Below are 23,215 nucleotides of genomic sequence, written 5' to 3'. Positions count from 1 at the left end.
GCCCACCGCACCCGTACCGCCCCTGGCTGCTCCGCCGCCCACCGCACCCGTACCGCCCCTGGCTGCTCCGCCGCCCACCGCACCCGTACCGCCCCTGGCGGCTCCGCCGCCCACCGCACCCGTACCGCCCCTGGCTGCTCCGCCGCCCACCGCACCCGTACCGCCCCTGGCTGCTCCGCCGCCCACCGCACCCGTACCGCCCCTGGCTGCTCCGCCGCCCACCGCACCCGTACCGCCCCCGGCGGCTCCGCCGCCCACCGCACCGCCGAGGAGACGTACCAGTGAGCGACCACCACGCCGAGCACCCCGCGTGGAGCGAGCCCGACGCGCCGTCGGCTCCCGTCGCGCCCGCGCCCGCGCACGCGCACGCGCCCGCCGTCACCCCCGCCGACGCGGCCGACGCCGCCCGGCTCGTCTCCTTCGGGCTGCAGCCGAAGCTGCTGCCCGCCCGTGACGCCGAGTACGCCGAGCTGCTCCGCCGCTACCGCGAGGACCCCGGCTTCGGCCGCCTGGCCGACGCCATCGCCACCGGCCTCGGCCTGGTGGTGCTGGAGGTGTCCCCGCGGGCCGGCATGGCCGTCGCCGCCGACGAGGACTCCGTCTTCGCCGTCCGGATGGGCGACTACGCGCGCCGCACCGCCGCCGACTCGGCCGACCGGTTCCTGCACGGCCTCGCCCACCTCGCCGTCGCCGCCCTCGCCTTCCCCCGCCCCGAGGACCTCGCCGACGACGGCTACATCGGCCGCATCACCGTCAACGGCGTCGACGCCTTCGTCCGGCAGACCTGCCGCCGCCTGGAGGAGCGAGCCGAGGAACTCGGCGAGAACACCGACCCGGCGACCGACGCCCCCGGCCTGGAGGCCGCCTGGCGCGTCTACGCCCGCCGCAGCTCCACCGGCGCCACCAAGGACGCCCGCCGCCTCGCCGGCTCCACCACCGGGATCGTCGGCAAGGCCGCCGCCTTCCTCACCGACTCCGGATTCCTCCAGCGCACCGGCGACGACTCCGGAGGCACCTACCGCACCACCCCCCGCTACCAGCTCCAGGTCCGCGACATGGCGGGCAGCGCGGCCATGGCCGAGCTCCTGGAACTGGGCGTGGTCCCCGTCAGCGACGGCTCCGCCACCCTCCTGCCGCCGCCCGAGGGCGACGACCTGGAACTCGCCGCCGACGCCGGACTCCCCTTCCACGCCTGAGCCGCGCAGCCCCCCGCGCACCCCCCGCCCTCCGTACGACCCACGAGAGACCACGAGAGTCCGCCGCCATGTACGAGCTGTCCCGGATCCGCCTCTACTCCATCGGGCCCGCCGGCGCGCGCTACGCCGACACCGTGCTCGACCTGCGCGGAGTCGGCGAGCCGGTGCCCCACCCGGCGCCCGCCCAGGCGGAGTTCTTCGAGGAGGAGCCCACCGGCCCGCCGCGCCGCCCCGCGCCCGCCGGCGTGCTCTTCCTGGAGAACGGCGGCGGCAAGTCCGTCCTCCTCAAGCTGATCTTCTCCGTGATGCTCCCCGGCCACCGCAACACCCTCGGCGGCGCCAGCTCCGGCGTCCTGCGCAAGTTCCTCCTCGCCGACGACTGCGGACACGTGGCCCTGGAGTGGCAGCACACCCAGACCGGCGAGTGCGTCGTCGTCGGCAAGGTCAGCGAGTGGCGCGGCCGCCAGGTCTCCAACGACCCCCGCAAGTTCGCCGAGGCCTGGTACTCCTTCCGCCCCGGCCCCGGCCTCAGCCTCGACAACCTCCCGGTCGCCGAGGCCACCTCCGTGCGCCCGCCCGTCGAAGGCGTCTCCGGGGCCCAGGGCCGCCGGCGCACCATGAAGGGCTTCCGCGACGCCCTCACCGAGGCCGGCAAGGCCTACCCGCACCTCGAAGTCTGCTTCGAGGAGATCCACGACCGCTGGAACGAGCACCTCACCGACCTCGGCCTCGACCCCGAACTCTTCCGCTACCAGCGCGAGATGAACGCCGACGAGGGCGAGGCCGCCGGTCTCTTCGCGGTCAAGAAGGACTCCGACTTCACCGACCTGCTGCTGCGCGCCGTCACCGACACCCGCGACACGGACGGCCTCGCCGACCTCGTCCACGGCTTCGGCAACAAGCTGGGCCGCCGCGCCGAGCTCATGGCCGAACGCGAGTTCACCGCCGGCTCCGTGGACCTGCTCACCCGCATCGTCGAGGCCGCCGAGACCCGCTCCCGGCTGCGCGACGTCCACGCCGGCGCCGAACGCCGTACGCGCACCCTCGCCCGGCGGCTGTCCGCCCGCGCCGGCGAGGAGCGCGGCCGCGCCGCCGACCTCGCCCAGCGGGTCACCGGCGCCGCCCACGAGGTCACCGCCGCCGAATCGGCCCGCTCCCGCAGCGCCGCCGTCTCCGCCGAACTCGCCTACCGGCACGCCTCACTGGCGCTGACCGTCGCCGACAAGGCCGCCGCCGCCCAGCGCCGCGAACTCATCGAGGCCCGCACCCTGCACGCCGCCTGGCAGGCCGCCGAGAACGTCCTGCGCCACCGCGCCGCCGCCGACCGCTCCGCCCGCGTGGCGTCCGCGATCCTGGAGGCCGAGCGGGACGCCGCCCCCGCGCTCGCCGCCCGGGCCACCGCCGCCGGTGAGCTCGTACGGGCCCTGCACACGGCCGCCGAGCACGGCGAGAGCCTCGCCAACGAGGAGGAGGAGCGCTCCGCCGAGCTCCAGGCCACCGGCGAGGCCGCACACCGCGACGCCACCGCCGCCGCCACCGCCGCCCAGCGCGCCCGCAGCGAGGCCGAGCACCTGCGGGCCCGCCTCGGCGAGGTCCAGGAGGAGACCGCAGAAGCCGTGCGCGCCGGCTGGCTCGACGACACCGCCCCCGACGCGGACCCGGCCCGCGCCGCACTCGCCGCCACCGACGCCGAGACGTCCGCGGTGGCCGCCTGGGACGAGGCCCGCGAGGCCGCCCGTACCGCCTCCGAGGCCGCCCGCGACGCCGCCGCCGTCGAGTCCCGCGCCGAACTGACCGCCGCCCGCGCCGCCGACGCGGCCGACGCCGCCGAGAACGCCCACGCCGCCGAGCACCGCACGGCCGCCGTCCTCGCCGAAGCCCCGCGCCTGGCCGACCTCCTGGGCCTGCCCACGGGCGCGGACCCGTCGGCCGACGACCCGGGGGTGCCCGGACCGCGCGACGCCGCGGAGCATGTCGGCGCCGCGGCCGCCGCCTCCCGTACGGCGCCGGCCGGAGCGGGCAGCGGCCTCACCGCCGAGGACCTCGACCGGGGCGCCGACGACCTGCGCGACCTGCTGACCGGAGCCGTCGCCGCCGCCGAACGCCAGCTGTTCGACCTGCGCACCGCCGCCGCCGACGACTCCCGCATCCTCGGCGCCCTCGGCGACGGCGGGCTGCTGCCCCCCGGCCCCGACGTCCTCGCCACCGTCGAATACCTCGGCGAACACGGCATCCCCGCCCTGCCCGGCTGGCGCTACCTCGCCCAGTCCGTGGACCCGGCCGACCACGCCGCCGTCCTCGCCGCCCGCCCCGAGCTCGTCGACGGCGTCGTCATCACCGACCCCGACACGCACAGCCGCGCCCGCGAGGTCCTGTCGCAGGCGGCCCTGCTGCCCCGCTCCACCGTCGCCGTCGGCACGGCCGCCGCCCTGCTCGCCCCCGTGCCCCCGGCCGGCGACACCGACACGGCCGTCTTCCTCGTCCCGCCGAACCCGGCCATGCACGACGAACACGCCGCCGACGAGGAGCGCCAGGCGCTGCGCACCCGCGCCACCGCCCGCGACACCGAGATCCGCGACCTCGCCGCCCGCCTCTCCGGGGACCGCGAGCTCGCCGCCCGGCTGAACTCCTGGCGCACCGGCTGCCCGCCCGGCCGCCTCGCCGAACTCGCCCGACAGGCCGAGGCCGCCCGGACGTTCGCCGAGGAGACCGACGCCGAGCTCGCGGAGGCCCGCACCGTACGCGCCGAGGCCGACGAGGCCGCCGCCGACGCCGTCCGCGTACGGGACGAGCGCCAGGACACCGCCCAGCGCGCCCGCCGCGTCGCCGACGCCCTGGCCGGACTCGCCTACCGGCTGCGCGAGCGCGTCGGCTGGCAGGCCAGGGTCCGCGAACTCACCGACGAGGCCGCCGAGTCCGAGGCGCGCGCCGAAGCCTGCCTCGACCGCGCCCGCGCCGCCGACGAGGACCGCCGCGCCACCCAGCGCGCCGCCGACGACGCCCGCCGCACCGCCCGCGCGCTGCGGGCCGAACGCGCCGAGATCGCCGGCGCCCCCGACCCCCTCCCGCAGGACGACGGCACGCCGAAAGCGCCGCTGCCCGACCTCCGCGAGGCCTACCGGGCCGCCTCCCAGCTCTACGAGAAGGTCGGCGTCGGCGCCGACCTGCGCGCCGAGCAGGCCCGCGCCGAGAGCGACGAGAGCGCCGCCCTCGCCGAACTCGACCGCCTCACCAACAAGGTCCGCACCCGCGCCGCCCAGCTCCTCGAAGGCACCGACGGCGCGGACGGGCCCTCCCGCCAGGCCGCCGCCGCCCGCGCCGAAGCCCTCGTACAGATGCTGGAGACGCGCGCGTCCACCGCGAGCGAGCAGCTCGGCCGGCTGCGCGGCGAGGCCGAGCGGCACGCCCCGGCCGAGGGCGGGGCCCACACCGAACTGTCCGAGGACCTGATCCCCGTCGACGTCGAGCAGGCCCAGGCCCTGCTGCGCACGGCCACCGCCCAGCTCGCCGCCCACACCGCCGCCGTGGAAGGCGCCCGGTCCGCCCACGCGGACCTGCTGCGCTCCCACCGCACCGCCGAGGACGGCGCCGGCGGCTTCGACGAGACGGCCGCCCTGCTGCGCGACCTCCTGCGCGACCACACCCACCCGGACGACGACCAGGAACCCGCCCCCCACCGCGGCACCCTGGAGGAGGCCCGCCAGTCGGCGACCGAGGCCCGCCGCTCCCTGCGCGCCTGCGCGGGCGACCTCTCGGCCGCCGAGTCCGCCGTACGGGAGGCGAGCGACATCCTGGTCCGCCACGCCAACGCCACCCGCTACGAGCAGGTGCGCACCCCCGCGCGCCAGCAGATCCGCGAACTGCCCGCCTCCGCCCTGCCCGAGCACGCGGCCTCCTGGGCCACCGCCTTCGCGCCCCGGCTGCGCGTCCTCACCGACGAGCTCGCCCAGCTGGAACGCAACCGGGACAGCATCGTCGACCGGCTGCGCGGCCTGGTCGAGTCGGCCCTGGCCACCCTCCGCTCCGCCCAGCGGCTCTCCCAGCTCCCCGAGGGACTGGGGGAGTGGTCGGGCCAGGAGTTCCTGCGCATCCGCTTCGAGGAGCCCGACCAGGCCACCCTCACCGAACGGCTCGGCGAGGTCATCGACGAGGCCACGCGCGCGGCCGTGAAGAAGAACAGCACCGCCTCCTTCGGCGAGGGCCGCCGCGACGGCATGTCGCTGCTGCTGCGGGGCGTCCAGGCGGCGCTGGAGCCCAAGGGGATCTCCGTCGAGATCCTCAAGCCCGACGCGGTGCTGCGCGCCGAGCGGGTCCCGGTCGGCCAGATGGGCGACGTGTTCTCCGGCGGACAGCTGCTGACCGCGGCGATCGCGCTGTACTGCACGATGGCCGCGCTGCGCAGCAACGACCGCGGCCGGGACAAGCACCGCCACGCGGGCACGCTGTTCCTCGACAACCCGATCGGACGCGCGAACGCCACGTACCTGCTGGAGCTGCAGCGGGCCGTCTCGGACGCGCTCGGCGTCCAGCTGCTGTACACCACCGGGCTGTTCGACACCACGGCGCTCGCCGAGTTCCCGCTGGTCATCCGGCTGCGCAACGATGCCGACCTGCGGGCGGGCCTGAAGTACATCAGCGTCGAGGAGCACCTCCGGCCGGGCCTGCCGCAGCAGTCGCCGGACGGGGAGGCCGTCCACGGCGAGATCACGGCCACGCGCATGTTCCGCCGCAGCTGAGCCCGGGGGGCCGGCGCCCGCCGGAGCGGCCGGACCCCCGGAGCGGCTGGACCCCCGGTGCCGCCGGGCATCCCCTAGCGGCGCCCGAAGGCCGTCAGGGGGCCGTCCTCGCGGGACACGCGCCCCGGGCCCGGCTCGCGCGCGGCCGCGCGCTCGGCCCTGCGGGCCTCCCGGCGCCGGCGCCGTGCCGTGCTGCTCGGCTCGGAGACGACCCCGTACCGCTGGTTCCACATCTGCCGGGTGATCCACACGTCCAGCACGCCCCACGTGGCCACGATGGTCCCCGCGATGGCGCAGAGCGCCAGCGGGAACGCCAGCCAGGAGCCGGTCAGCGTGAGGAAGAACGTGACCGTCGCCTGGGTCAGCGTCACGGCCACGATCAGCACCGCCCGCACCGCCGACGTCCGCACCGGATCCGGCATCCGCGGCTTGCGCGCCGGCTCCTCCACCCACAGTCCGCGCGACCGGACCTCCCTGCCGCCGCCCACGGTTCTCCCCTCGTACCTGCTCATGGTCCGCCCACTCCCCGCCGCGCGGTCCGCCCCGCCCGCTCCCTCACGTCTACCCCCACGCGTCCACTCGAACAGAAGACGTCCGGCACGATCGAGAGATTCCCGCATCGCGGACGCCCCCACGACCCCGCTGATTGCGGAACGAACAATTCCAGCCATCCATCCGATTGCGGGGACTGACGCCCCACCAGGTGTCATCTGCCGCATATCGCACCACTCTTGACCGGAAGTATCGGACAACTCGTGATCTTCATCCAGAGGTCAGGCCGAAAACGTCCGGACACGCCTTCGAAGCTGTCGCCCGGCAGTAGTAGGCTCACGCCGTTTAAATGACGGAACACCGACTCCCCGTAACGGGGTTGAGCTGGGGGAGGCTGGGGAGGCCATGCGCTTTCGCGGGAAATCCATCCGCCGGAAGATCGTGGCGTTGCTCCTTGTGCCGCTCGTCTCCCTGACCGCCCTCTGGGGCTTCGCCACGGTCATCACCGGCCGCCAGGCCGTCCAGCTGCTCGACGTCGCGTACGTCATCGACAAGGTCGGCTATCCGATCGAGGACGTGGCCCGCGCCGTCCAGAAGGAGCGCCGCCAGACCCTCGTCGTCATCGGCGACCCCCGCGCCTCCACCGCCACGGCCGAGCTCGCCAAGCGCCGCGCGGCCACCGACGAGGTCATCGCCGAGATACGGGCGAGCGCCCGCGACCCCGAGGTCACCGACGAGCTGAGCGCCCAGAACGGCCAGCGCCTGCGCTCGATCCTCGCCGCCTTCCACGGCATCGACGGCATCCGCCGCTCCGTCGACCAGAACACCCTCGACACCGCCCAGGCCCTGGAGTTCTACAACCGCCTCGTCGACCCCTGCTACGAGTTCCTGATGAACCTCCACGCGCTGGAGAACGTCGAGATGGACAAGCAGGGCCGCGCCCTCGTCGGCATCACCCGGGCCCGAGAGGCGCTCTCCCGCGAGGACGCCCTCGTGGCCTCCGCCTTCGCCGCCCGCAGCGTCAGCGCCGCCGACGTCCGCCGCGTCTCCGACCTCGCCGCGAACCGCACGCTGCTCTACGACTTCAACCTCGCGATCCTCCCGCCCGCCGACCGCGAGCGCTTCGAGCGCTACTGGGCCGGCACCGACACCAAGGTCCTGCGCGACGCGGAGGAACGCTTCCTCAGCGCCGGGGCGGTCAAGAACCCCCGCAGCAGCACCGCCGCCCAGTGGGACGCCGCGGCCACCAAGGTCCTCGACGACCTCGCGATCATGGGCACCGAGGCCGGGGACCGCTACCAGAAGCGCGTCGAGCCCGTCGCCATGGACGTCCTGGTCCAGGCCGCCGTCGCCGGCATCCTCGGCTTCATCGCGCTGATCGTGTCCCTGGTCCTGTCCGTGCGCATCGGCCGCGAGCTGATCCGCGACCTGTCCCGGCTCCGCAAGGAGGCCCACGAGGCCTCCGGCGTCCGCCTGCCCGGCGTCATGCGCCGCCTCGCCGCCGGCGAGCACGTCGACGTGGAGACCGAGGCGCCCCGGCTGGAGTACGAGAGGGACGAGGTCGGCCAGGTCGGCCAGGCCCTCAACACCCTCCAGCGCGCCGCCGTCGAAGCCGCGGTCAAGCAGGCGGAGCTGCGCCGCGGAGTCTCCGAGGTGTTCGTCAACCTCGCCCGCCGCAACCAGGTGCTCCTGCACCGCCAGCTGACCCTCCTCGACACCATGGAGCGCCGCACCGAGGACACCGAGGAGCTCGCCGACCTCTTCCGCCTCGACCACATGACCACCCGCATGCGCCGCCACGCCGAGGGCCTGGTGATCCTCTCCGGCGCCGCACCCTCCCGCCAGTGGCGCAAGCCCGTCCAGCTGATGGACGTCGTACGGGCCGCCGTCGCCGAGGTCGAGGACTACGAGCGCATCGAGGTGCGGCGGCTCCCGCGCCTGGGCATCGCCGGGCCCGCCGTCGCGGACGTGACCCACCTCGTTGCCGAACTCCTGGAGAACGCCACGGTGTTCTCCCCGCCGCACACCGCCGTCCAGGTGCACGGCGAGCGCGTCGCCAACGGCTTCACCCTGGAGATCCACGACCGCGGCCTCGGAATGAACCCGGACGCGCTCCTCGACGCGAACCTCCGGCTCGCCGAGACCCCCGAGTTCGAGCTGTCCGACACCGACCGCCTCGGCCTGTTCGTCGTCAGCCGCCTCGCGCAGCGCCACGCCGTCAAGGTCGTCCTCCAGCACAGCCCGTACGGGGGCACCACCGCCGTGGTCTTCCTCCCCGACGCCCTGCTGACCGAGGCCCCCGACACCAACGGCACCGGCATCCGGCTGAACGCCGGCGTCGGCGCCGGCATGGCCGGAAAGCCGGGCAAGCCGGGCCGGCCCGGCGTGATCCCGTCCGAGCGCAACGCCCCCGCCGTCGGGCGGGCCCCGTCCGGGCGCGCCCTGCCCCCGGCGGACCTGCGCGGGCCCGTCGAGCTGGAGGCGCCGCTGGGCGTGCTCGGCCTCGACGGCCTCGACGACCCCGCCGTCGTGGACGGCACCACCCCCGGGATCACCGGCGTCGACGGCCGCCCCGCCATGGCCACCCTGGACGACGAGACCCCGCCGAACGGCCTCCCGCGCAGCGCCCTGCTCGGCCTGCGCCCGGGCGACCGTCCGTCCGCGGACCGGCACCCCGAGCCGCGGTACGCCGACCGCCACCCCGACCGGCGGCCCGACCGGGGCGCCGGCCCCCGCAACGGCGAGCGCGAACCCCTCGCCCCCACCGGACCGGTCCGCCTCGACAGCGCCCGGCCCGACGGCCCCCGCCCGGAGGCCACCCGCCCCGACGGCCCCCGCGGCGGCCAGGGGACGGTGCCGCTGCCGCGCCGCCGCCCCGCCCCGACGCTGGTGGCGGACCACGGCCGCCGCGTCGAGCCGCGCCCGGTGGCCGCCGTCCCGCCGCCGGCCCCCGCCACCGGGACCGGCGCGCCCGCACCCGCCCCGGGCGGCAGCGGCCTGCTGCCCCGCCGGGTGCGCCAGGCCAACCTGGCCCCGCAGCTGAAGAACTCCCGCGCGGCCGCCCCCGCCCCGGACCCCGCCGACCACGGCGCGGACGACCGGGACGCGGAGGAGGTGCGCATGCGCATGTCCGCGCTCCAGCGCGGCTGGACCGCGGGCCGCGACCAGCAGGCACGGACGCAGTCCGAGACCGGGGCAGGCACCTCCGCCGCCACCGGTCCCGCGCACGAGAACGAAGGGGACGGTCGATGACCGCACCGCAGACCGGAAACGACAGCAGGAGCCGCGGCTCCGGCCCGCTCAACTGGCTCCTCGACGAGCTCGTGGACAAGGTCGGATCCATCCGCAAGGCGGTCGTCCTCTCCGGCGACGGCCTGCCCACCGGCACTTCCCGGGACCTGACCCGCGAGGACAGCGAGCACCTGGCGGCGGTGGCCTCCGGATTCCACAGCCTGGCCAAGGGCGTCGGCCGGCACTTCGAGTCCGGCAGGGTCCGCCAGACCGTCGTCGAGCTGGACGAGGCCTTCCTGTTCGTGATGGCGGCCGGCGACGGCAGCTGCCTGGCCGTCCTCGCCGACGCCGAGTCCGACGTCGGGCAGGTCGCGTACGAGATGACGCTCATGGTCAAGCGAGTGGGCGACCACCTGGCGACCGCCCCGCGCACCGGGCTGCCAGCCGGAGGGTGAGACGTACGGCATGAGCGATCCAGGCCAGGAGCCACACCCTGCCCGCACCCCGTCCGGGGAGGGGCCCGCCGCCCCGGACCACCCGCACTGGTTCGACGACGACGCGGGCCCCGTCGTACGCCCGTACGCGATGACCCGCGGCCGGACCAGCCACGCGGGCCAGCACCGCCTCGACCTGATCGCGCTCGTCGTCGCCGAATCCGCGGCCGACGACCCGGTCTGGGAGATGACCCTGGCCCCGGAACACGCCCGCATCCTGGGGCTGTGCCGGGGCCGCCCGCAGTCGGTCGCCGAACTGGCGGCCGACCTCGACCTCGCGATCGGGGTCGTGCGGGTCCTGATCGGCGACCTCGTCGACGACGAACTGGTCCACGTGACCAGGCCGGTACCTCCGGCCGAACTACCCGATGAATCCATTCTGCGTGAGGTGATCGATGGCCTTCGGGCGCTCTAGCCGCACCGGTGCCATGCACGCCGTGTCACCGGTCGAGCCGCTGACCCTGAAGATCCTGGTCGCGGGCGGCTTCGGGGTGGGCAAAACCACCCTGGTCAGTGCGGTAAGCGAGATCAGACCGCTGCGGACCGAGGAACAACTCTCGGAACCGGGCATCGGTATCGACGACATCAAGGGAGTGGAGGGCAAGAGCACGACCACCGTGGCGATGGACTTCGGTCGCATCACGCTGCGCGAGGACCTGGTGCTGTACCTGTTCGGGACTCCCGGCCAGGACCGGTTCTGGTTCCTGTGGGACGAACTGGCCCAGGGGTCGCTGGGCGCGGTGGTCCTCGCGGACACCCGCCGCCTCGCCGACTGCTTCGCCGCCGTCGACTACTTCGAACGCCGCGAGATCCCGTTCGTCGTCGCCGTCAACTGCTTCGACGACGCGGACCACTACCCCGTGGTGACCGTGCGGGAGGCGCTCGACCTCGACCCGGGCGTGCCGGTGCTGCTGTGCGACGCCCGCGACCGGGAGTCCGTGAAGGACGTCCTCGTGGGGGTCGTGGAACACGCGATGTCGCTGGCCCGCGCCCGCCGCCGGAGCCTCTCGGCCGGCGCCTGACACGGACGCGGCCCGTACCCCCGCCGACTGGGGTACGGGCCGCAGCTCTCGTGGGGGATTCGGCGCCCGGAGTGCGGCGCGGGACCGTGGAGCGAGTGTGAACCCGCCGCCGGGGGCCGTCAAGTACGCGCACCACACCCGCGGGAAACCGCTGACCGGACCCCCTGCGAGGCCCGATCGCCGACCCCGGAATCCGCTCAGCGCACCGCGATCACCGCCGAGCCGTGCCCGAACAGCCCCTGGTTCGCGGTGATCCCGGCCCGCGCCCCCGGAACCTGCCGCGCACCGGCCGTCCCGCGCAACTGCCAGGTCAGCTCGCAGACCTGGGCGATGGCCTGCGCCGGCACCGCCTCGCCGAAGGAGGCCAGCCCGCCGCTCGTGTTGACCGGCACGCGCCCGCCCAGGGCCGTCGCCCCCTCCCGCAGGAGCTTGGCGCCCTCGCCCTCCCCGCAGAGCCCGATGTCCTCGTACCACTCCAGTTCCAGGGCGGTGGAGAGGTCGTACACCTCGGCGAGCGAGAGGTCCTCCGGACCGAGCCCCGCCTCCTCGTACGCCGCCCGCGCGATCGAGGCGCGGAAGGAGCCCGCCGCCGGCTCGACCCCCGCCCCCGCCGTCGAGTCGGTGGCGATGTCCGGGAGGTCCAGCACCGTCCGCGGATAGGTGGGCGTCACCGTCGACACCGCCCGGATGCGCACCGGGTCGGCGACCCCGCGCGAGCGCGCGAAGTCCGTGCTGGACAGCACGAGCGCCGCGCCGCCGTCGGAGGTGGCGCAGATGTCGAGCAGCCGCAGCGGATCGGCGACCACCGCCGAGGCGGCCACCTCCTCCACGGTCACGGCCTTGCGGTAGCGGGCGTTCGGGTTCAGCAGCCCGGCCGCCGCGTTCTTCACCTTGACCTGGGCGAAGTCCTCCGGGGTGTCCCCGTGGACGGCCATCCGGCGGCGGGCGTACAGCGCGAAGTACGCCGGGTTGGTGGCGCCCAGCACGCGGAACCGCAGCCAGTCGGGATCATCGGGCCGTTCGCCCCCGGCCGGTGCGAAGAACCCCTTGGGCGCCGCGTCGGCGCCCACCACGAGCACCACGTCCGCCAGCCCCGCCAGGATCTGCGCCCGGGCCGCCCCGATGGCCTGCGCCCCCGAGGCGCAGGCGGCGTAGACACTGGTCACCCGGGCGCCCTGCCAGCCCAGCGCACGGGCGAAGGTGGCGCCGGCCACGTAGCCCGGGTACCCGGAGCGGACGGTGTCGGCGCCGACGATGGACTGCACGTCCGTCCAGTCGAGGCCGGCGTCGGCGAGCGCGGCCCGGGCGGCGGCCCGCCCGTACTCGACGAAGCTGCGGCCCCACTTGCCCCAGGGGTGCATGCCGGCTCCCAGCACGGCGATGTCGGCGGCGCTCACGACGCGCCTCCCACGGGCCTGAACCGCCAGGTCGTCCAGGTGGTGCCGGCGTCCTCGCCGAGCACCCCGCCGACCACCTCGACCTCCATGCCGACCGCCAGGTCACCGACGCCGACCGCGGGCACCGCCTGCCCGAGCACGACGATCCCCTCGGCCTCCAGCTCCACCGCGACCAGGGTGTACGGCTCCCAGGGCACGGCGGGATCGGACACGTACGGCGCCGGCGGCCGGTAGCGCCCGTCGGTGTACGACCAGACCCGGCCGCGGGGCGAGAGGGGCACCTCGGCGAGGACGCCGTCGCCGGGGCAGCGGGGGTTGCGGCAGAAGGCGTCCTCGCGGGGGAAGAACACCGCGGTACAGGCGGAGCAGCGGGTTCCGAGCAGCCGGAAGGCGCCGGCGGATCCGGCCCCGGCTCCGGCCTCGGCTCCGGCCTCGGATTCGGCCCCGGGTTCCGGGCCCGGGGCGTCCTCGGTGAACCAACCGCTCACGACGGGGGTGCGCGTGCGTGCCAAGATTCCTCCCGTGTCAGTGTTTCTGACGCATCGTCAGGAGTTTGCCACGGGAGGCCTTCCGGGTCACCGGTTCTCGGCGAGCCACTTCTGCGCGATCTCCGCCAGCTCCGCGTCCCGTCCGGCGAGCATCATCCGGATCATCTGCGCGTCCCCGCGGAGCGACCACCCCGGGTGCCCGAAGGTCGCGGGATTGTTCTTCTCGATCAGGAAGTGCGCCGGCCACGCGGTCCCGTACCCGACCAGGGGGAGGGCGGCGAGATACCGCTTCCGCCCCCGGGCCACCCCGTAGAGGGTGAGGGCGAGTCCGGTGAGCGTGCCGGTGAGATGCACCCAGCGGGTGGCGGCCCGCGCGTGCATGGCGACGTAGTAGGGCCAGAACTCCTCGTACGAACGGAACGTCATGGGGGCACGGTAGTCACGGCAGGACGGCGGCGACAGACACGGGGAAGTCGAAGTACGTATCGGGGAACGCCTCGGGCCGGTGCGTGAAGTGCCACCACTCCTCGGGCAGGTTGACGAAGCCCTGCGCGCCCAGGACGCCCAGCAGGAGCCGGCGGTTCGCGCGGGCGGCGGGCGGCGCCGCCGGACCGTCGGTGTGGGACGGCGGCCCGAAGTGGTCGAACGCGGTCCCCATGTCCCGTTCCCGCCCCGACGCGGCGTCGACGAGGGTGACGTCGACGGTGCTCCCGCGGGAGTGCCCCGACCGCTCGGCGATGTAGCCGTCGGGAATCAGCCGCTCCTTGTCGACGTCCGGGTAGTACGCGGCCTTGGTCCCCTGGTCGGCGAGGTCTCCGGCCCACCGGACGAACCGGTCCACGGCGCGCTGCGGCCGGTAGCAGTCGTAGACCTTCAGGGAGAGACCGCGCGGCAGCAGCTCGCGCTGCGCGCGCCGCAGTGCCTCCGCGGCGGGGCGCTCGAGCAGGCATGCCGGTTCGCGGTACCCGTCGACCCGGCGGCCGGTGAAGTTGCGGGCGGTCGCGTACCGCATGTCCTGCCGGACCGTCGGATCCACGTGCGCCAGGGCCGCGAACCCGGGCGGCGCCGATCCGCGGGCCGGGGCTGCCGCCGCGGTGGCCCACGGCGCCGCCACCACCGCCCCGGGCGCCACCACCGCCTCCGGCGCCCTCGCCCCGGGCGCCGGCGCACCCAGCGCGGCCAACAGTCCCACACCGATCACAACAGCCGCCGTCCTCATACCGCTTGGCATACCATCGCGGGATGCCGGCACAGCTGAGGGACTCGCACTGCTCCACCTGCGGAACACCGTTCGACACCGACGCCTGGCCCCGCACCTGCCCGTCGTGCGGCGTCACCGCCTACCGCAACCCGTTCCCGGTCGCCGTGGTGCTCCTCCCCGTCGAGGACGAGGACGGCACCGGCCTCGTGGTCATCACCCGCACCATCGAACCCGCCCTCGGCGGCATCGCCCTCCCGGGCGGCTTCATCGACTTCGGCGAGGACTGGCGTGACGCGGTCGTCCGCGAACTCCGCGAGGAGACCGGCATCGAGGCCCCCGCCGGGGACGTCGCCCTGGCCGACGCCCTCAGCTCCCCGGCCGGCCACCTGCTCCTCTTCGGCCTGCTCCCGCCCCGTCCGGTGTCCTCCCTGCCCGCGTCGGTCGCCACGGACGAGACCACGGGCTGGCACGTCCTGCGGGAGCCGTCGGACCTGGCCTTCCCCCTGCACACCCGGGCCGCGGCCTCGTGGTCCGCGGGCCGGTACGCCTGAACCCGGCCGGGCCCGGAGCCGGCTGACCCCCGCGGGGCGGCGTACTTCCGCGGGGTGGCGCACCTCCACGGGGCGGCACCCCCTCCCGCACACCGCCCCCCCGCACACCGTCCTACAGCCCGCGCACCGTCACGCCCGGAACCCGCGCGCCCGCCTCGTCCTCCACCACCACCTCGTCCCCCGCCCACCGCACGGTGTACCGCTCGATCCCGCCCGCCGCGAAGCCCGGCCCCGCCTCCCGCACCACCAGCCCGCCGCCCGTCCGCCCCCGCGCCGGAGCCCACGCCTCCAGTGCCACCCCGCCGCCACCGGACGGGTCCCGGACCGGGAGCACCGCCCCCGCGCGGGCCAGGACAGGGATCCGGCCCTGCGGGGCGTCCAGCAGCACCTGGCCCGGGCCCTCGTACGCCGTCCCGGTCGCGGTGTCGTACCACCGGCCGCGCGGCAGCCGCACGGCCCGCCGGTCCGCCCCGCACTCCAGCACCGGGGCGACCAGCAGGGCGTCGCCCAGCAGGAAGGCGTCCTCGCAGTCCCGCAGCGACCGCTCCTCCGGAGCCCCCCACCACAGCGGCCGCACGTACGGGGCCCCGGTCCGGCGGGCCAGGTGGGCCAGCGTCACGAAGTACGGCCGCAGCCGCTCGCGTTCCGCCATCACCCCGCGGGCCTGCTCCTGCGCCTCCGGACCGAACTCCCACGGCTCCCGCCGCCCCGCCCAGATCGCCGAGTGCGTGCGGAACAGCGGCAGGTACGCCCCCAGCTGGAGCCAGCGCACGTACAGCTCGGGGGAGGGGGAGCCGCCGAAGCCCCCGACGTCCGGGCCCGAGTACGGCACCCCGCACAGCCCGAGCCCCAGCACCAGGGCCAAGGAGGCGCGCAGCCCCTCCCAGCTGCTCTCCACGTCACCGGACCACGACCCCCCGTACCTCTGCATCCCCGCCCAGCCGGACCGGGAGAAGAGGAACGGCCGCTCGTCCGGCCGCAGCCGCACCAGGCCCTCCCAGCCGGCCCGCGCCATCCCGAGGCCGTACACGTTGTGCCCGGCACGGTGGTCGCCGCCCGCGCCGTCCATCGCGTGCCGCGCGGAGCGGGGGAGCGTGTTGTCGCCGAACGGCGCGAAGGACACCGGTTCGTTCATGTCGTGCCAGAAGCCGGCGAACCCCTGGCGCAGCCGCTCCTCGTACAGCCCGCCCCACCACTCCCGCACCGCCGGATCGGTGAAGTCCGGGTACGCGCACTCGCCCGGCCACACCTCCCCGCGCACCTCCGTGCCCCGTGCGTCCCGTACGAACGCGCCGCCCGTCCCCACCGCGAGCCCCGACGCGTGCACCGCGCCCCCGACCCGCACCGCGGGGTCGACGATCGACACCAGTCGCACGTCCCGCGCGCGCAACTCCCCCGCGAGCCCGGGCAGATCGGGGAACCGGCCCTCGTCCACCGTGAAGACGCGGTGCCCGTCGTAGTGGTCGATGTCCAGGTGCACGGCCGACAGCGCCATGCCGCGCGCCGCGTACCCGTCCACCACCCGGCGGACCTCCGCCGCGCTCCCGAAGCCCCAGCGCGCGTGCTGGTAGCCGAGCGCCCACTCCGGAGGCACCGCCGCGGGACCCGTCAGCCCCGACCAGCCCTGCAGCACCCGCGCCGGCGTGCCCACGAGCACCCAGCACCGCAGCGGCCCGCCCTCCGCGCGCAGTTCGCTCGACCCCGGGCGGTCCGCCCCCGAGCCCGCACCCTCCTCGCCCTCGCGCAACACCACGCGCCCGTCCCAGGAGTTGTCGTGGAACACCAGGTGCGTCCCCGCGTCGGCGACCACCAGCTGCACCGGCATGGTCAGGTACAGCGGATCGGTGCCCGGCCCGAAGCCCCCCTTCGGATCGGTGTTCCACAGCCGGTACGTCCCGTCCCGCAGCCGGGGCCCCGCCGCCCGCCCGCCCAGCCCGAAGAACCGCGCGTCCGCCCCCACCTCGCTGCGCTGCGACCAGCGGGCCCCGCCCCGCGCCGGGTCCACCGGCTCCCACCAGCGCGGCGGCAGGTCCCGCCGCAGCACCGTCCCGCCGGGCGTGCGCACCTCCACCGCCCCGTGCCGGGACACCGCGACCGTCACCCGCTCCGACACCACCCGCCAGCCGCCCTCGGTGTCCGGCTCCAGCACGGCCCGCGGATCGGGCTCCGGCCCGTCGCCGACCACCGCGTACGACGGCGTCGGCGCGGCCCCGTCCCAGCCCCAGAACACGGCGCCGCCCGAGGTCACCCGCACCAGCAGCTCCGAGCGCGCGAAGCGCAGCACGCCGCCGCCCGGCCGCGGCTCCGTACCCGTCAGCAGCCCCGGCACGCGCGCCCGCTCCGCGCCCCGGCGCGGGAGCCCCACCGCGTCCGTGCGCCGATGGCGCCAGGCCGAGCGCCAGGCGCGCCGTCCGCGCTCCGTACCGAGGTCCTTCACCGCACGCACCAGATCGCGACCGTTCATGCGGATCACCCTGCCACCGGGCCCCGGCCGGGGAGACCGCGTTCAGCTGCCGTTCACCCGGCAGCGGCACCTGCGGCCGGCCGCGCGCGACCGTACGGGACGCCTCTGGTGCGGATGTCGATCACATGGCATCGTCCCAGTGAGCCGCCGCGCGCACACCCCCCGCGCGATGGCACCGTACGCACACGAAGCGCGAGCCGCAGAATTGACCGGGAGCCGACCCATGACCTCAGCCACGCAGCCGGAACCCCTCTGGGCCCCGGGCCCCGACCGGATCGCGGCGGCCCGGATCACCGCCTTCCAGGCCTGGGCCGCCGACCGGTTCGGAGCCCCCGCCGACGGCGGCTACCCCGCCCTGCACAGCTGGTCCGTCGACGAGCTGGACACCTTCTGGCAGGCCGTCGCCGAGTGGTTCGAGGTCCGCTTCACCACCCCGTACGAATCCGTCCTCGCCGACCGCTCCATGCCCGGCGCGCGCTGGTTCGCCGGCGCCACCCTCAACTACGCCGAGCACGCCCTGCGCGCCGCCGAGGACCCGGCCCGCGCCGGGGACGCCGCACTGCTGTGCGTGGACGAGACCCACGAGCCCGCCCCCGTCACCTGGGCCGAGCTCCGCCGCCGGGTGGGATCGCTCGCCGCCGAACTGCGCGCCCTCGGCGTACGCCCCGGCGACCGGGTCAGCGGCTACCTCCCCAACATCGCCGAATCCGTGATCGCCCTCCTCGCGACCGCCGCCGTCGGAGGCGTCTGGACCTCCTGCGCCCCCGACTTCGGTGCCCGCAGCGTGCTGGACCGCTTCCAGCAGGTCGAGCCCGTCGTCCTCTTCGCCGTGGACGGCTACCGCTACGGCGGCAAGGAGCACGACCGCCGCGAGACCGTCGCCGAGCTCCGGGCCGAGCTCCCCTCCCTGCGCGCCGTCGTCCACATCCCGGTCCTGGGCACAGAGGCTCCGGAAGGAGCCCTCGCCTGGTCCGACCTGACCGCGGCCGACACCGCGCCGGTCTTCGAGCCGGTCCCGTTCGACCATCCCCTCTGGGTCCTCTACTCCTCCGGTACGACCGGCCTCCCCAAGGCCATCGTCCAGTCCCAGGGCGGCATCCTCCTCGAACACCTCAAGCAGCTCGGCCTGCACTGCGACCTCGGCCCGGAGGACCGGTTCTTCTGGTACACCTCCACGGGCTGGATGATGTGGAACTTCCTCGTCTCCGGCCTGCTGACGGGCACGACCGTCGTCCTGTACGACGGCAGCCCCGGCTACCCCGACACCGGCGCCCAGTGGCGCATCGCCGAGCGGACCGGGGCGACGCTGTACGGCACCTCCGCCGCGTACGTCATGGCCTGCCGCAAGGCGGAGGTCCACCCCTCCCGGGACTTCGACCTCTCCGCCGTGAAGTGCGTCGCCACCACCGGCTCCCCGCTGCCGCCGGACGGGTTCCGCTGGCTCCACGACGAGGTCGCCGAGGACCTCTGGATCGCCTCCGTCAGCGGCGGCACCGACGTCTGCAGCTGCTTCGCCGGCGCCGTCCCCACGCTCCCGGTGCACATCGGGGAGCTCCAGGCCGCCTGCCTCGGTACGGACCTCCAGGCCTGGGACCCCTCCGGCAAGCCCGTCATCGGCGAGGTCGGCGAACTCGTCGTCACCAACCCCATGCCGTCCATGCCGATCCGCTTCTGGAACGACCCCGACGGCAGCCGCTACCGCGACAGCTACTTCGAGATGTTCCCCGGCACCTGGCGCCACGGGGACTGGATCACCCTCACCGACCACGGCTCGGTCGTGATCCACGGCCGCTCCGACTCCACCCTCAACCGCCAGGGCGTGCGGATGGGCTCCGCCGACATCTACGAGGCCGTCGAACGCCTCCCCGAGATCAAGGAGTCCCTCGTCATCGGCCTGGAGGAGCCGAACGGGGGCTACTGGATGCCGCTCTTCGTCCACCTGGTCCCCGGCGCCTCCCTCGACGACGACCTGCGCGCCCGGATCAAGGCGACGATCCGCGAGGAACTCTCGCCGCGCCACGTTCCCGACGAGATCATCGAGGTCCCGGGCATCCCCCACACGCTGACCGGAAAGCGCATCGAGGTACCGGTCAAGCGCCTCCTCCAGGGCGCCCCCCTGGCCAAGGCCGTCAACCCGGGCTCCGTCGACAACCTCGACCTCCTCTCCTTCTACGAGGAACTGGCCCGCACCCGCCCCCACGGCTGACGTCACTGTCAGTGGTCATGATTACGCTGAGTGAGCAATCGACCGTGCCACTCAGGGGGAGCCATGCCACCGAAGGACGACACCGGAAGCCACCGCACCCGGCGCACCGCCACCAGCCGCACGACCCGCAGCACCAGCAGGCGCCGCACGCTGCGCCGCGAAGCCCCCAGCACGGTCGGCCTCCTCGCCGACGCCGGGGACTTCGCGGCCATGCGCGGCTACCGCAGCTTCACCTTCGACGACCACCAGGACTACCTGAGCCACGTCGAGGACCTGCTCCGGTCCCTCGCGGCCCAGGGCATCCACACGACCGTCGCCCTCTTCGACCCCGAGGAGTACGCCGAGCACTGCGCGGAGCAGGGCCTCGACCCCGACACGGCCGACGCCCGCACCCGCTTCACCGCGGAACTCGCGGGCAGCGGCGCCGGCCTTCCCTACCGCGGCCAGCCCATCGACGAACTGGTCCCGCTCCTCGTGGACGAGGCCGTCCGCCAGGCCACCTGGGAGTACGCGACCACCCTCCTCGCCGGGGTGGGCACCTGCGCGGACTGCGGCGAGGACATCGGCAACGCCTCCTTCGACCGCGCGGCCGAAGCCCTCAAACGACTCCTGGCCGGCGCCGGTCCCGGCCACCACCACTTCGTCTGCAGCGTCCCCACCGCGACGGAACAGCTCGTCGCGGTCCTGCACGCAGACGTGAGCGCCGAAGCGGGCGCCCCACCCCGCATCGAGACCCGGGAGGGCCTCGACTTCGTGACGGTCCTGGCGGCCGGACTCGCCCTCGGCGGCCCCGGGGGACTGGTCCTGCGCAGCTCGCGCGAGGACCGCGGCGACCGGGTCCACGGCTGGCGCCTGGACCGCGGCCGGCTGACCGCACTGTCCGCGGCGGCCGTCTTCAACGCCTACTGCACCGACGCCGACACCGGAGATCCCGTCGCCCCCGAGCCGGGCGTCGAATACTGCCCGGGCTACGAAGTGGACCTCCCCTCCCCGCACCACTGAGCCGGGCCCCGGCCCCGGAGGGGAACGGCCGGGGACGGACCGAGGGGCCCCCGCCACCGGCGAAGGCCCCTCACATCCTCACTGCTCCCGGCGGCTACTCGCCGGAGAGCACCGCCTGGGCGGCCACGCGGGCCTCCTCGGCGGTGTCGCACGCACGCGCCGCGGCAGCGGCCCGCTCGCACTGCGCCAGCGTGTGCTTGGCGAGCGTCGCCCGCACGTACGGAATCGAGGCGGCGCCCATCGACAGGGAGGTGACACCCAGGCCCGTCAGCACACAGGCCAGCAGCGGGTCGGCCGCCGCCTCACCGCAGACGCCGCAGCTCTTGCCCTCGGCCTTGGCGGCGTCGGCCGACATGGCGATCAGGTCGAGCAGCGCCGGCTGCCACGGGTCCTGGAGCCGCGAGACGGCGCCGACCTGACGGTCGGCGGCGAACGCGTACTGCGCGAGGTCGTTCGTGCCCAGCGAGAGGAACTCGACCTCCCGCAGGATCGAGCGCGCCCGGAGCGCGGCGGAGGGGATCTCCACCATCGCGCCGAACTTCGCCTGCAGCCCGGCCTCGCGGCACGCGTCCGCGAACGCCTTGGCGTCGGTCCGGTCCGCCACCATCGGGGCCATGACCTCGAGGTGGACGGGCAGGCCCTCGGACGCCTTGGCCAGCGCGGTCAGCTGCGTGCGCAGCACCTCCGGGTGGTCCAGGAGCGAGCGCAGGCCGCGCACGCCCAGCGCCGGGTTCGGCTCGTCCGCCGGGGTGAGGAAGTCCAGCGGCTTGTCGGCGCCGGCGTCCAGCACCCGCACCACCACGCGGCCCTCGGGGAAGGCCTCGAGCACCTTGCGGTACGACTCGATCTGCTTCTCCTCGGACGGAGCCTTCTTGCTGTCGTCCAGGAACAGGAACTCGGTGCGGAACAGGCCCACGCCCTCGGCGCCGGCCTCGACCGCGGCCGGCACGTCCGCCGGTCCGCCGACGTTCGCCAGCAGCGGCACCTTGTGGCCGTCCGAGGTCGCGCCCGGACCGGAGGACGCGGTGAGGGCGGCCTTGCGCTCGGCGGCGGCGGCCTCCAGCTCGGCACGCTTCTCCGGCGTCGGGTCCACGAACAGGTCGCCCGTGCTCCCGTCGACCGCGATGAGGGTGCCCTCGGCGAGTTCGCCGGCGCCCGGGAGCGCCACGATCGCCGGCACGCCCAGTGCCCGGGCGAGGATGGCACTGTGGCTGGTCGGCCCGCCCTCCTCGGTCACGAACCCCAGCACCAGGGCCGGGTCGAGCAGCGCGGTGTCGGCGGGGGCCAGGTCCCGCGCGATCAGTACGTACGGCTCGTCGCTGTCCGGGACACCCGGCATGGGCACGCCCAGCAGGCGCGCCACGATCCGGTTCCGTACGTCGTCCAGGTCGGCGACCCGCCCGGCCATGTACTCGCCGGCTCCCGCGAGCAGGTCGCGGTAGGAGGCGAACGCGTCGTAGATCCCGCGCTCGGCGGTGCTGCCGACGGCGATCCGCCGGTCGACGTCCGCCATCAGCTCGGGGTCCGTGGCGATCATCGCCTGTGCCTCGAGCACGTGCTGGGCCTCGCCACCGGCCAGCTGGCCGCGCGCGATCAGGTCGGCCGATACAGCCTCCACGGCCTGACGGGCGCGCCCCTGTTCGCGCTCCGCCTCGTCCGCGGTGATCTGCTTGGCCGGCGGTTCGAGAACCGCCGTACCCATGTGCCGAACCTCGCCGATCGCCACACCGTGGCTCACGCCGACGCCTCGCAGCGTTGTCTCCATTTCACCGTCTCCGGTAGGGCGGCGGGCGCTCGGCCGCCGCGGTGGATGTCCGACTCGCCTTCGCAGGCGGGTGCGTCACTGCCAGCTGAAGAGAACGTCGCTGGCCTTCACGTCGCCGGACTCGACGACGTCCGACAGGGCGTCCGGGGTCGCCTCGAGGGCGACGACGGGGCACACGGGGGACTTGCCCGCGGCCTCGACCGCGGCGGGGTTCCAGCGGATGACGGCCTGCCCGCGGGTCACCGTGTCGCCCTTGTTGACGAGCAGCTCGAAGCCCTCGCCGTTGAGCTGGACGGTGTCGATCCCGAGGTGGGTGAGGACGCCGTGGCCCTCGCCGTCCACGACCACGTACGCGTGCGGGTGCAGGGAGACGACCACCCCGTCTACGGGGGACACCGCCTCCGAGGGCTCGCGCACGGGGTCGATGGCGGTGCCGGGTCCCACCATCGCGCCGGAGAACACCGGATCGGGCACTGCCGCGAGTCCGATGGCATTCCCGGCAAGTGGGGACGTCACGCTGGTCATGAGGGGCCTCCCAGGGGTGGGGCTTCTTCGTGTCGCCGTCACTACCTGTTGCGAACGGCGTACTCTAGAGAAGGATAAGTCACAAGATGTTCGGGTTCGCCCGATGTTGGTCCTGATCCGGGCTGGTCCTTTGGCACGGAGACTAGTGGACTAGACCATACGCCTGAAACGATTTGCCTGGACACCGGCAGACCTGTACTGTCGTGACTCCTGCCGGGACGCACCGTGTGAATTTTTCACGAACGTCTCATGGACGGGAACCCTCCTCTTCAGTATCGATCTTGAACTCGACCCTATTTCCGCATGCCTTTTTGGCGCGATGGAGAAGCGGTCAGAGGGACGGCGAATCGCTGATAGAGTCGGAATCGCCGGAAAGGGAAACGCGAAAGCGAATACCTGGAAAGCAAATCCCGCTTCGACCGGGAATCGGACACGAAAGAGTCTG

General features: G+C 74.8%; 17 protein-coding genes and 1 pseudogene. 10 read left to right on the top strand and 8 right to left on the bottom strand.

Going from position 1 to position 23,215, the window contains the following annotated elements:
• From ACZ6S8_RS38450 to ACZ6S8_RS38440, 3 genes and pseudogenes are all read left to right on the top strand, one after another.
• Positions 1–285 (top strand): annotated as a pseudogene (locus ACZ6S8_RS38450) (hypothetical protein); the annotation flags it as partial.
• Positions 282–1,196 (top strand): hypothetical protein, encoded by a 915-nt coding sequence (locus tag ACZ6S8_RS38445; protein ID WP_469462924.1) that lies wholly within the window; start codon positions 282–284, stop codon positions 1,194–1,196. The pseudogene ACZ6S8_RS38450 and the gene ACZ6S8_RS38445, both read left to right, overlap by 4 nt.
• A 68-nt stretch (positions 1,197–1,264) precedes the next feature.
• Positions 1,265–5,932: a coiled-coil domain-containing protein gene (locus ACZ6S8_RS38440; protein WP_469462922.1), complete on the top strand. Its 4,668-nt coding sequence runs from the start codon at positions 1,265–1,267 to the stop codon at positions 5,930–5,932.
• Between the two features lie 74 nt (positions 5,933–6,006).
• Here the strand turns inward: ACZ6S8_RS38440 and ACZ6S8_RS38435 are convergent, their stop codons facing one another.
• Positions 6,007–6,444: a hypothetical protein gene (locus ACZ6S8_RS38435; RefSeq protein WP_469462921.1), complete on the bottom strand. Its 438-nt coding sequence runs from the start codon at positions 6,442–6,444 to the stop codon at positions 6,007–6,009.
• A 421-nt stretch (positions 6,445–6,865) separates the two neighbouring features.
• Between ACZ6S8_RS38435 and ACZ6S8_RS38430 the strand changes: the two genes are divergently transcribed.
• Genes ACZ6S8_RS38430 through ACZ6S8_RS38415 form a run of 4 tightly spaced genes read left to right on the top strand, consistent with a single transcriptional unit; the run spans position 6,866 to position 11,171 of the window.
• On the top strand, positions 6,866–9,676 hold the full coding sequence (locus ACZ6S8_RS38430) for a nitrate- and nitrite sensing domain-containing protein (RefSeq protein WP_469462920.1): 2,811 nt from the start codon (positions 6,866–6,868) through the stop codon (positions 9,674–9,676).
• A complete protein-coding gene (locus tag ACZ6S8_RS38425) occupies positions 9,673–10,110 on the top strand; it encodes a roadblock/LC7 domain-containing protein (protein WP_267722980.1) in 438 nt (145 codons plus the stop codon). The genes ACZ6S8_RS38430 and ACZ6S8_RS38425 overlap by 4 nt, the downstream gene beginning before the upstream one ends.
• 10 nt (positions 10,111–10,120) lie before the next feature.
• A complete protein-coding gene (locus ACZ6S8_RS38420; protein WP_469462918.1) occupies positions 10,121–10,564 on the top strand; it encodes a DUF742 domain-containing protein in 444 nt (147 codons plus the stop codon).
• On the top strand, positions 10,545–11,171 hold the full coding sequence (locus ACZ6S8_RS38415; protein ID WP_469462917.1) for a GTP-binding protein: 627 nt from the start codon (positions 10,545–10,547) through the stop codon (positions 11,169–11,171). Before ACZ6S8_RS38420 ends, ACZ6S8_RS38415 begins: the two co-directional genes overlap by 20 nt.
• A gap of 197 nt (positions 11,172–11,368) precedes the next feature.
• Here ACZ6S8_RS38415 and ACZ6S8_RS38410 read toward each other — a convergent pair whose 3' ends face one another.
• The 4 genes from ACZ6S8_RS38410 to ACZ6S8_RS38395 form a co-directional block, all read right to left on the bottom strand.
• Positions 11,369–12,568 (bottom strand): lipid-transfer protein, encoded by a 1,200-nt coding sequence (locus ACZ6S8_RS38410; protein WP_469462915.1) that lies wholly within the window; start codon positions 12,566–12,568, stop codon positions 11,369–11,371.
• Entirely contained in the window at positions 12,565–13,080 is a 516-nt protein-coding gene (locus ACZ6S8_RS38405) for a Zn-ribbon domain-containing OB-fold protein (RefSeq protein WP_469462913.1), read from the bottom strand. The genes ACZ6S8_RS38410 and ACZ6S8_RS38405 overlap by 4 nt, the downstream gene beginning before the upstream one ends.
• Positions 13,081–13,143: 63 nt before the next feature.
• The gene (locus tag ACZ6S8_RS38400) at positions 13,144–13,482 is read right to left on the bottom strand and encodes an Mpo1-like protein (protein WP_469462911.1); all 339 of its coding nucleotides are present in this window, start codon (positions 13,480–13,482) and stop codon (positions 13,144–13,146) included.
• A gap of 13 nt (positions 13,483–13,495) precedes the next feature.
• Positions 13,496–14,275, bottom strand: a complete 780-nt coding sequence (locus ACZ6S8_RS38395; protein WP_469462909.1) for a M15 family metallopeptidase — start codon at positions 14,273–14,275, stop codon at positions 13,496–13,498.
• 23 nt (positions 14,276–14,298) lie between these two features.
• On the opposite strand from ACZ6S8_RS38395, the gene ACZ6S8_RS38390 reads away from it, so the two are divergent.
• Entirely contained in the window at positions 14,299–14,808 is a 510-nt protein-coding gene (locus tag ACZ6S8_RS38390; RefSeq protein WP_469462907.1) for an NUDIX domain-containing protein, read from the top strand.
• Between the two features lie 112 nt (positions 14,809–14,920).
• Here ACZ6S8_RS38390 and ACZ6S8_RS38385 read toward each other — a convergent pair whose 3' ends face one another.
• Complete coding sequence (locus tag ACZ6S8_RS38385) at positions 14,921–17,272, bottom strand: glycoside hydrolase family 31 protein (protein ID WP_469462905.1); 2,352 nt, start codon at positions 17,270–17,272, stop codon at positions 14,921–14,923.
• A gap of 223 nt (positions 17,273–17,495) precedes the next feature.
• Here ACZ6S8_RS38385 and ACZ6S8_RS38380 point away from each other — a divergent pair, with 223 nt between their 5' ends.
• Positions 17,496–19,478: an acetoacetate--CoA ligase gene (locus tag ACZ6S8_RS38380; protein WP_469462903.1), complete on the top strand. Its 1,983-nt coding sequence runs from the start codon at positions 17,496–17,498 to the stop codon at positions 19,476–19,478.
• A 63-nt stretch (positions 19,479–19,541) separates the two neighbouring features.
• Complete coding sequence (locus ACZ6S8_RS38375) at positions 19,542–20,480, top strand: hypothetical protein (RefSeq protein WP_469462901.1); 939 nt, start codon at positions 19,542–19,544, stop codon at positions 20,478–20,480.
• A 94-nt stretch (positions 20,481–20,574) separates the two neighbouring features.
• Here the strand turns inward: ACZ6S8_RS38375 and ptsP are convergent, their stop codons facing one another.
• Together ptsP and ACZ6S8_RS38365 are read right to left on the bottom strand one after the other, a co-directional pair.
• Positions 20,575–22,245, bottom strand: a complete 1,671-nt coding sequence (gene ptsP / locus ACZ6S8_RS38370) for a phosphoenolpyruvate--protein phosphotransferase (protein ID WP_469462899.1) — start codon at positions 22,243–22,245, stop codon at positions 20,575–20,577.
• Between the two features lie 75 nt (positions 22,246–22,320).
• Positions 22,321–22,770, bottom strand: a complete 450-nt coding sequence (locus tag ACZ6S8_RS38365; protein WP_383930662.1) for a PTS sugar transporter subunit IIA — start codon at positions 22,768–22,770, stop codon at positions 22,321–22,323.
• Positions 22,771–23,215: the final 445 nt, after the last annotated feature.

The organism is Streptomyces sp. NPDC048461 (assembly GCF_055587105.1).
This window is presented reverse-complemented; position numbering and strand designations above follow the sequence as displayed.

Bases quoted from the DNA above. Each gene is read 5' to 3' on its own strand.
- ACZ6S8_RS38415 (WP_469462917.1), top strand. From the start codon at position 10,545: ATGGCCTTCGGGCGCTCTAGCCGCACCGGTGCCATGCACGCCGTGTCA.
- ACZ6S8_RS38395 (WP_469462909.1), bottom strand. From the start codon at position 14,275: ATGAGGACGGCGGCTGTTGTGATCGGTGTGGGACTGTTGGCCGCGCTG.
- ACZ6S8_RS38385 (WP_469462905.1), bottom strand. From the start codon at position 17,272: ATGAACGGTCGCGATCTGGTGCGTGCGGTGAAGGACCTCGGTACGGAG.
- ACZ6S8_RS38400 (WP_469462911.1), bottom strand. From the start codon at position 13,482: ATGACGTTCCGTTCGTACGAGGAGTTCTGGCCCTACTACGTCGCCATG.
- ACZ6S8_RS38365 (WP_383930662.1), bottom strand. From the start codon at position 22,770: ATGACCAGCGTGACGTCCCCACTTGCCGGGAATGCCATCGGACTCGCG.
- ACZ6S8_RS38435 (WP_469462921.1), bottom strand. From the start codon at position 6,444: ATGAGCAGGTACGAGGGGAGAACCGTGGGCGGCGGCAGGGAGGTCCGG.
- ACZ6S8_RS38375 (WP_469462901.1), top strand. From the start codon at position 19,542: ATGCCACCGAAGGACGACACCGGAAGCCACCGCACCCGGCGCACCGCC.
- ptsP (WP_469462899.1), bottom strand. From the start codon at position 22,245: ATGGAGACAACGCTGCGAGGCGTCGGCGTGAGCCACGGTGTGGCGATC.
- ACZ6S8_RS38420 (WP_469462918.1), top strand. From the start codon at position 10,121: ATGAGCGATCCAGGCCAGGAGCCACACCCTGCCCGCACCCCGTCCGGG.
- ACZ6S8_RS38390 (WP_469462907.1), top strand. From the start codon at position 14,299: ATGCCGGCACAGCTGAGGGACTCGCACTGCTCCACCTGCGGAACACCG.
- ACZ6S8_RS38440 (WP_469462922.1), top strand. From the start codon at position 1,265: ATGTACGAGCTGTCCCGGATCCGCCTCTACTCCATCGGGCCCGCCGGC.
- ACZ6S8_RS38380 (WP_469462903.1), top strand. From the start codon at position 17,496: ATGACCTCAGCCACGCAGCCGGAACCCCTCTGGGCCCCGGGCCCCGAC.
- ACZ6S8_RS38425 (WP_267722980.1), top strand. From the start codon at position 9,673: ATGACCGCACCGCAGACCGGAAACGACAGCAGGAGCCGCGGCTCCGGC.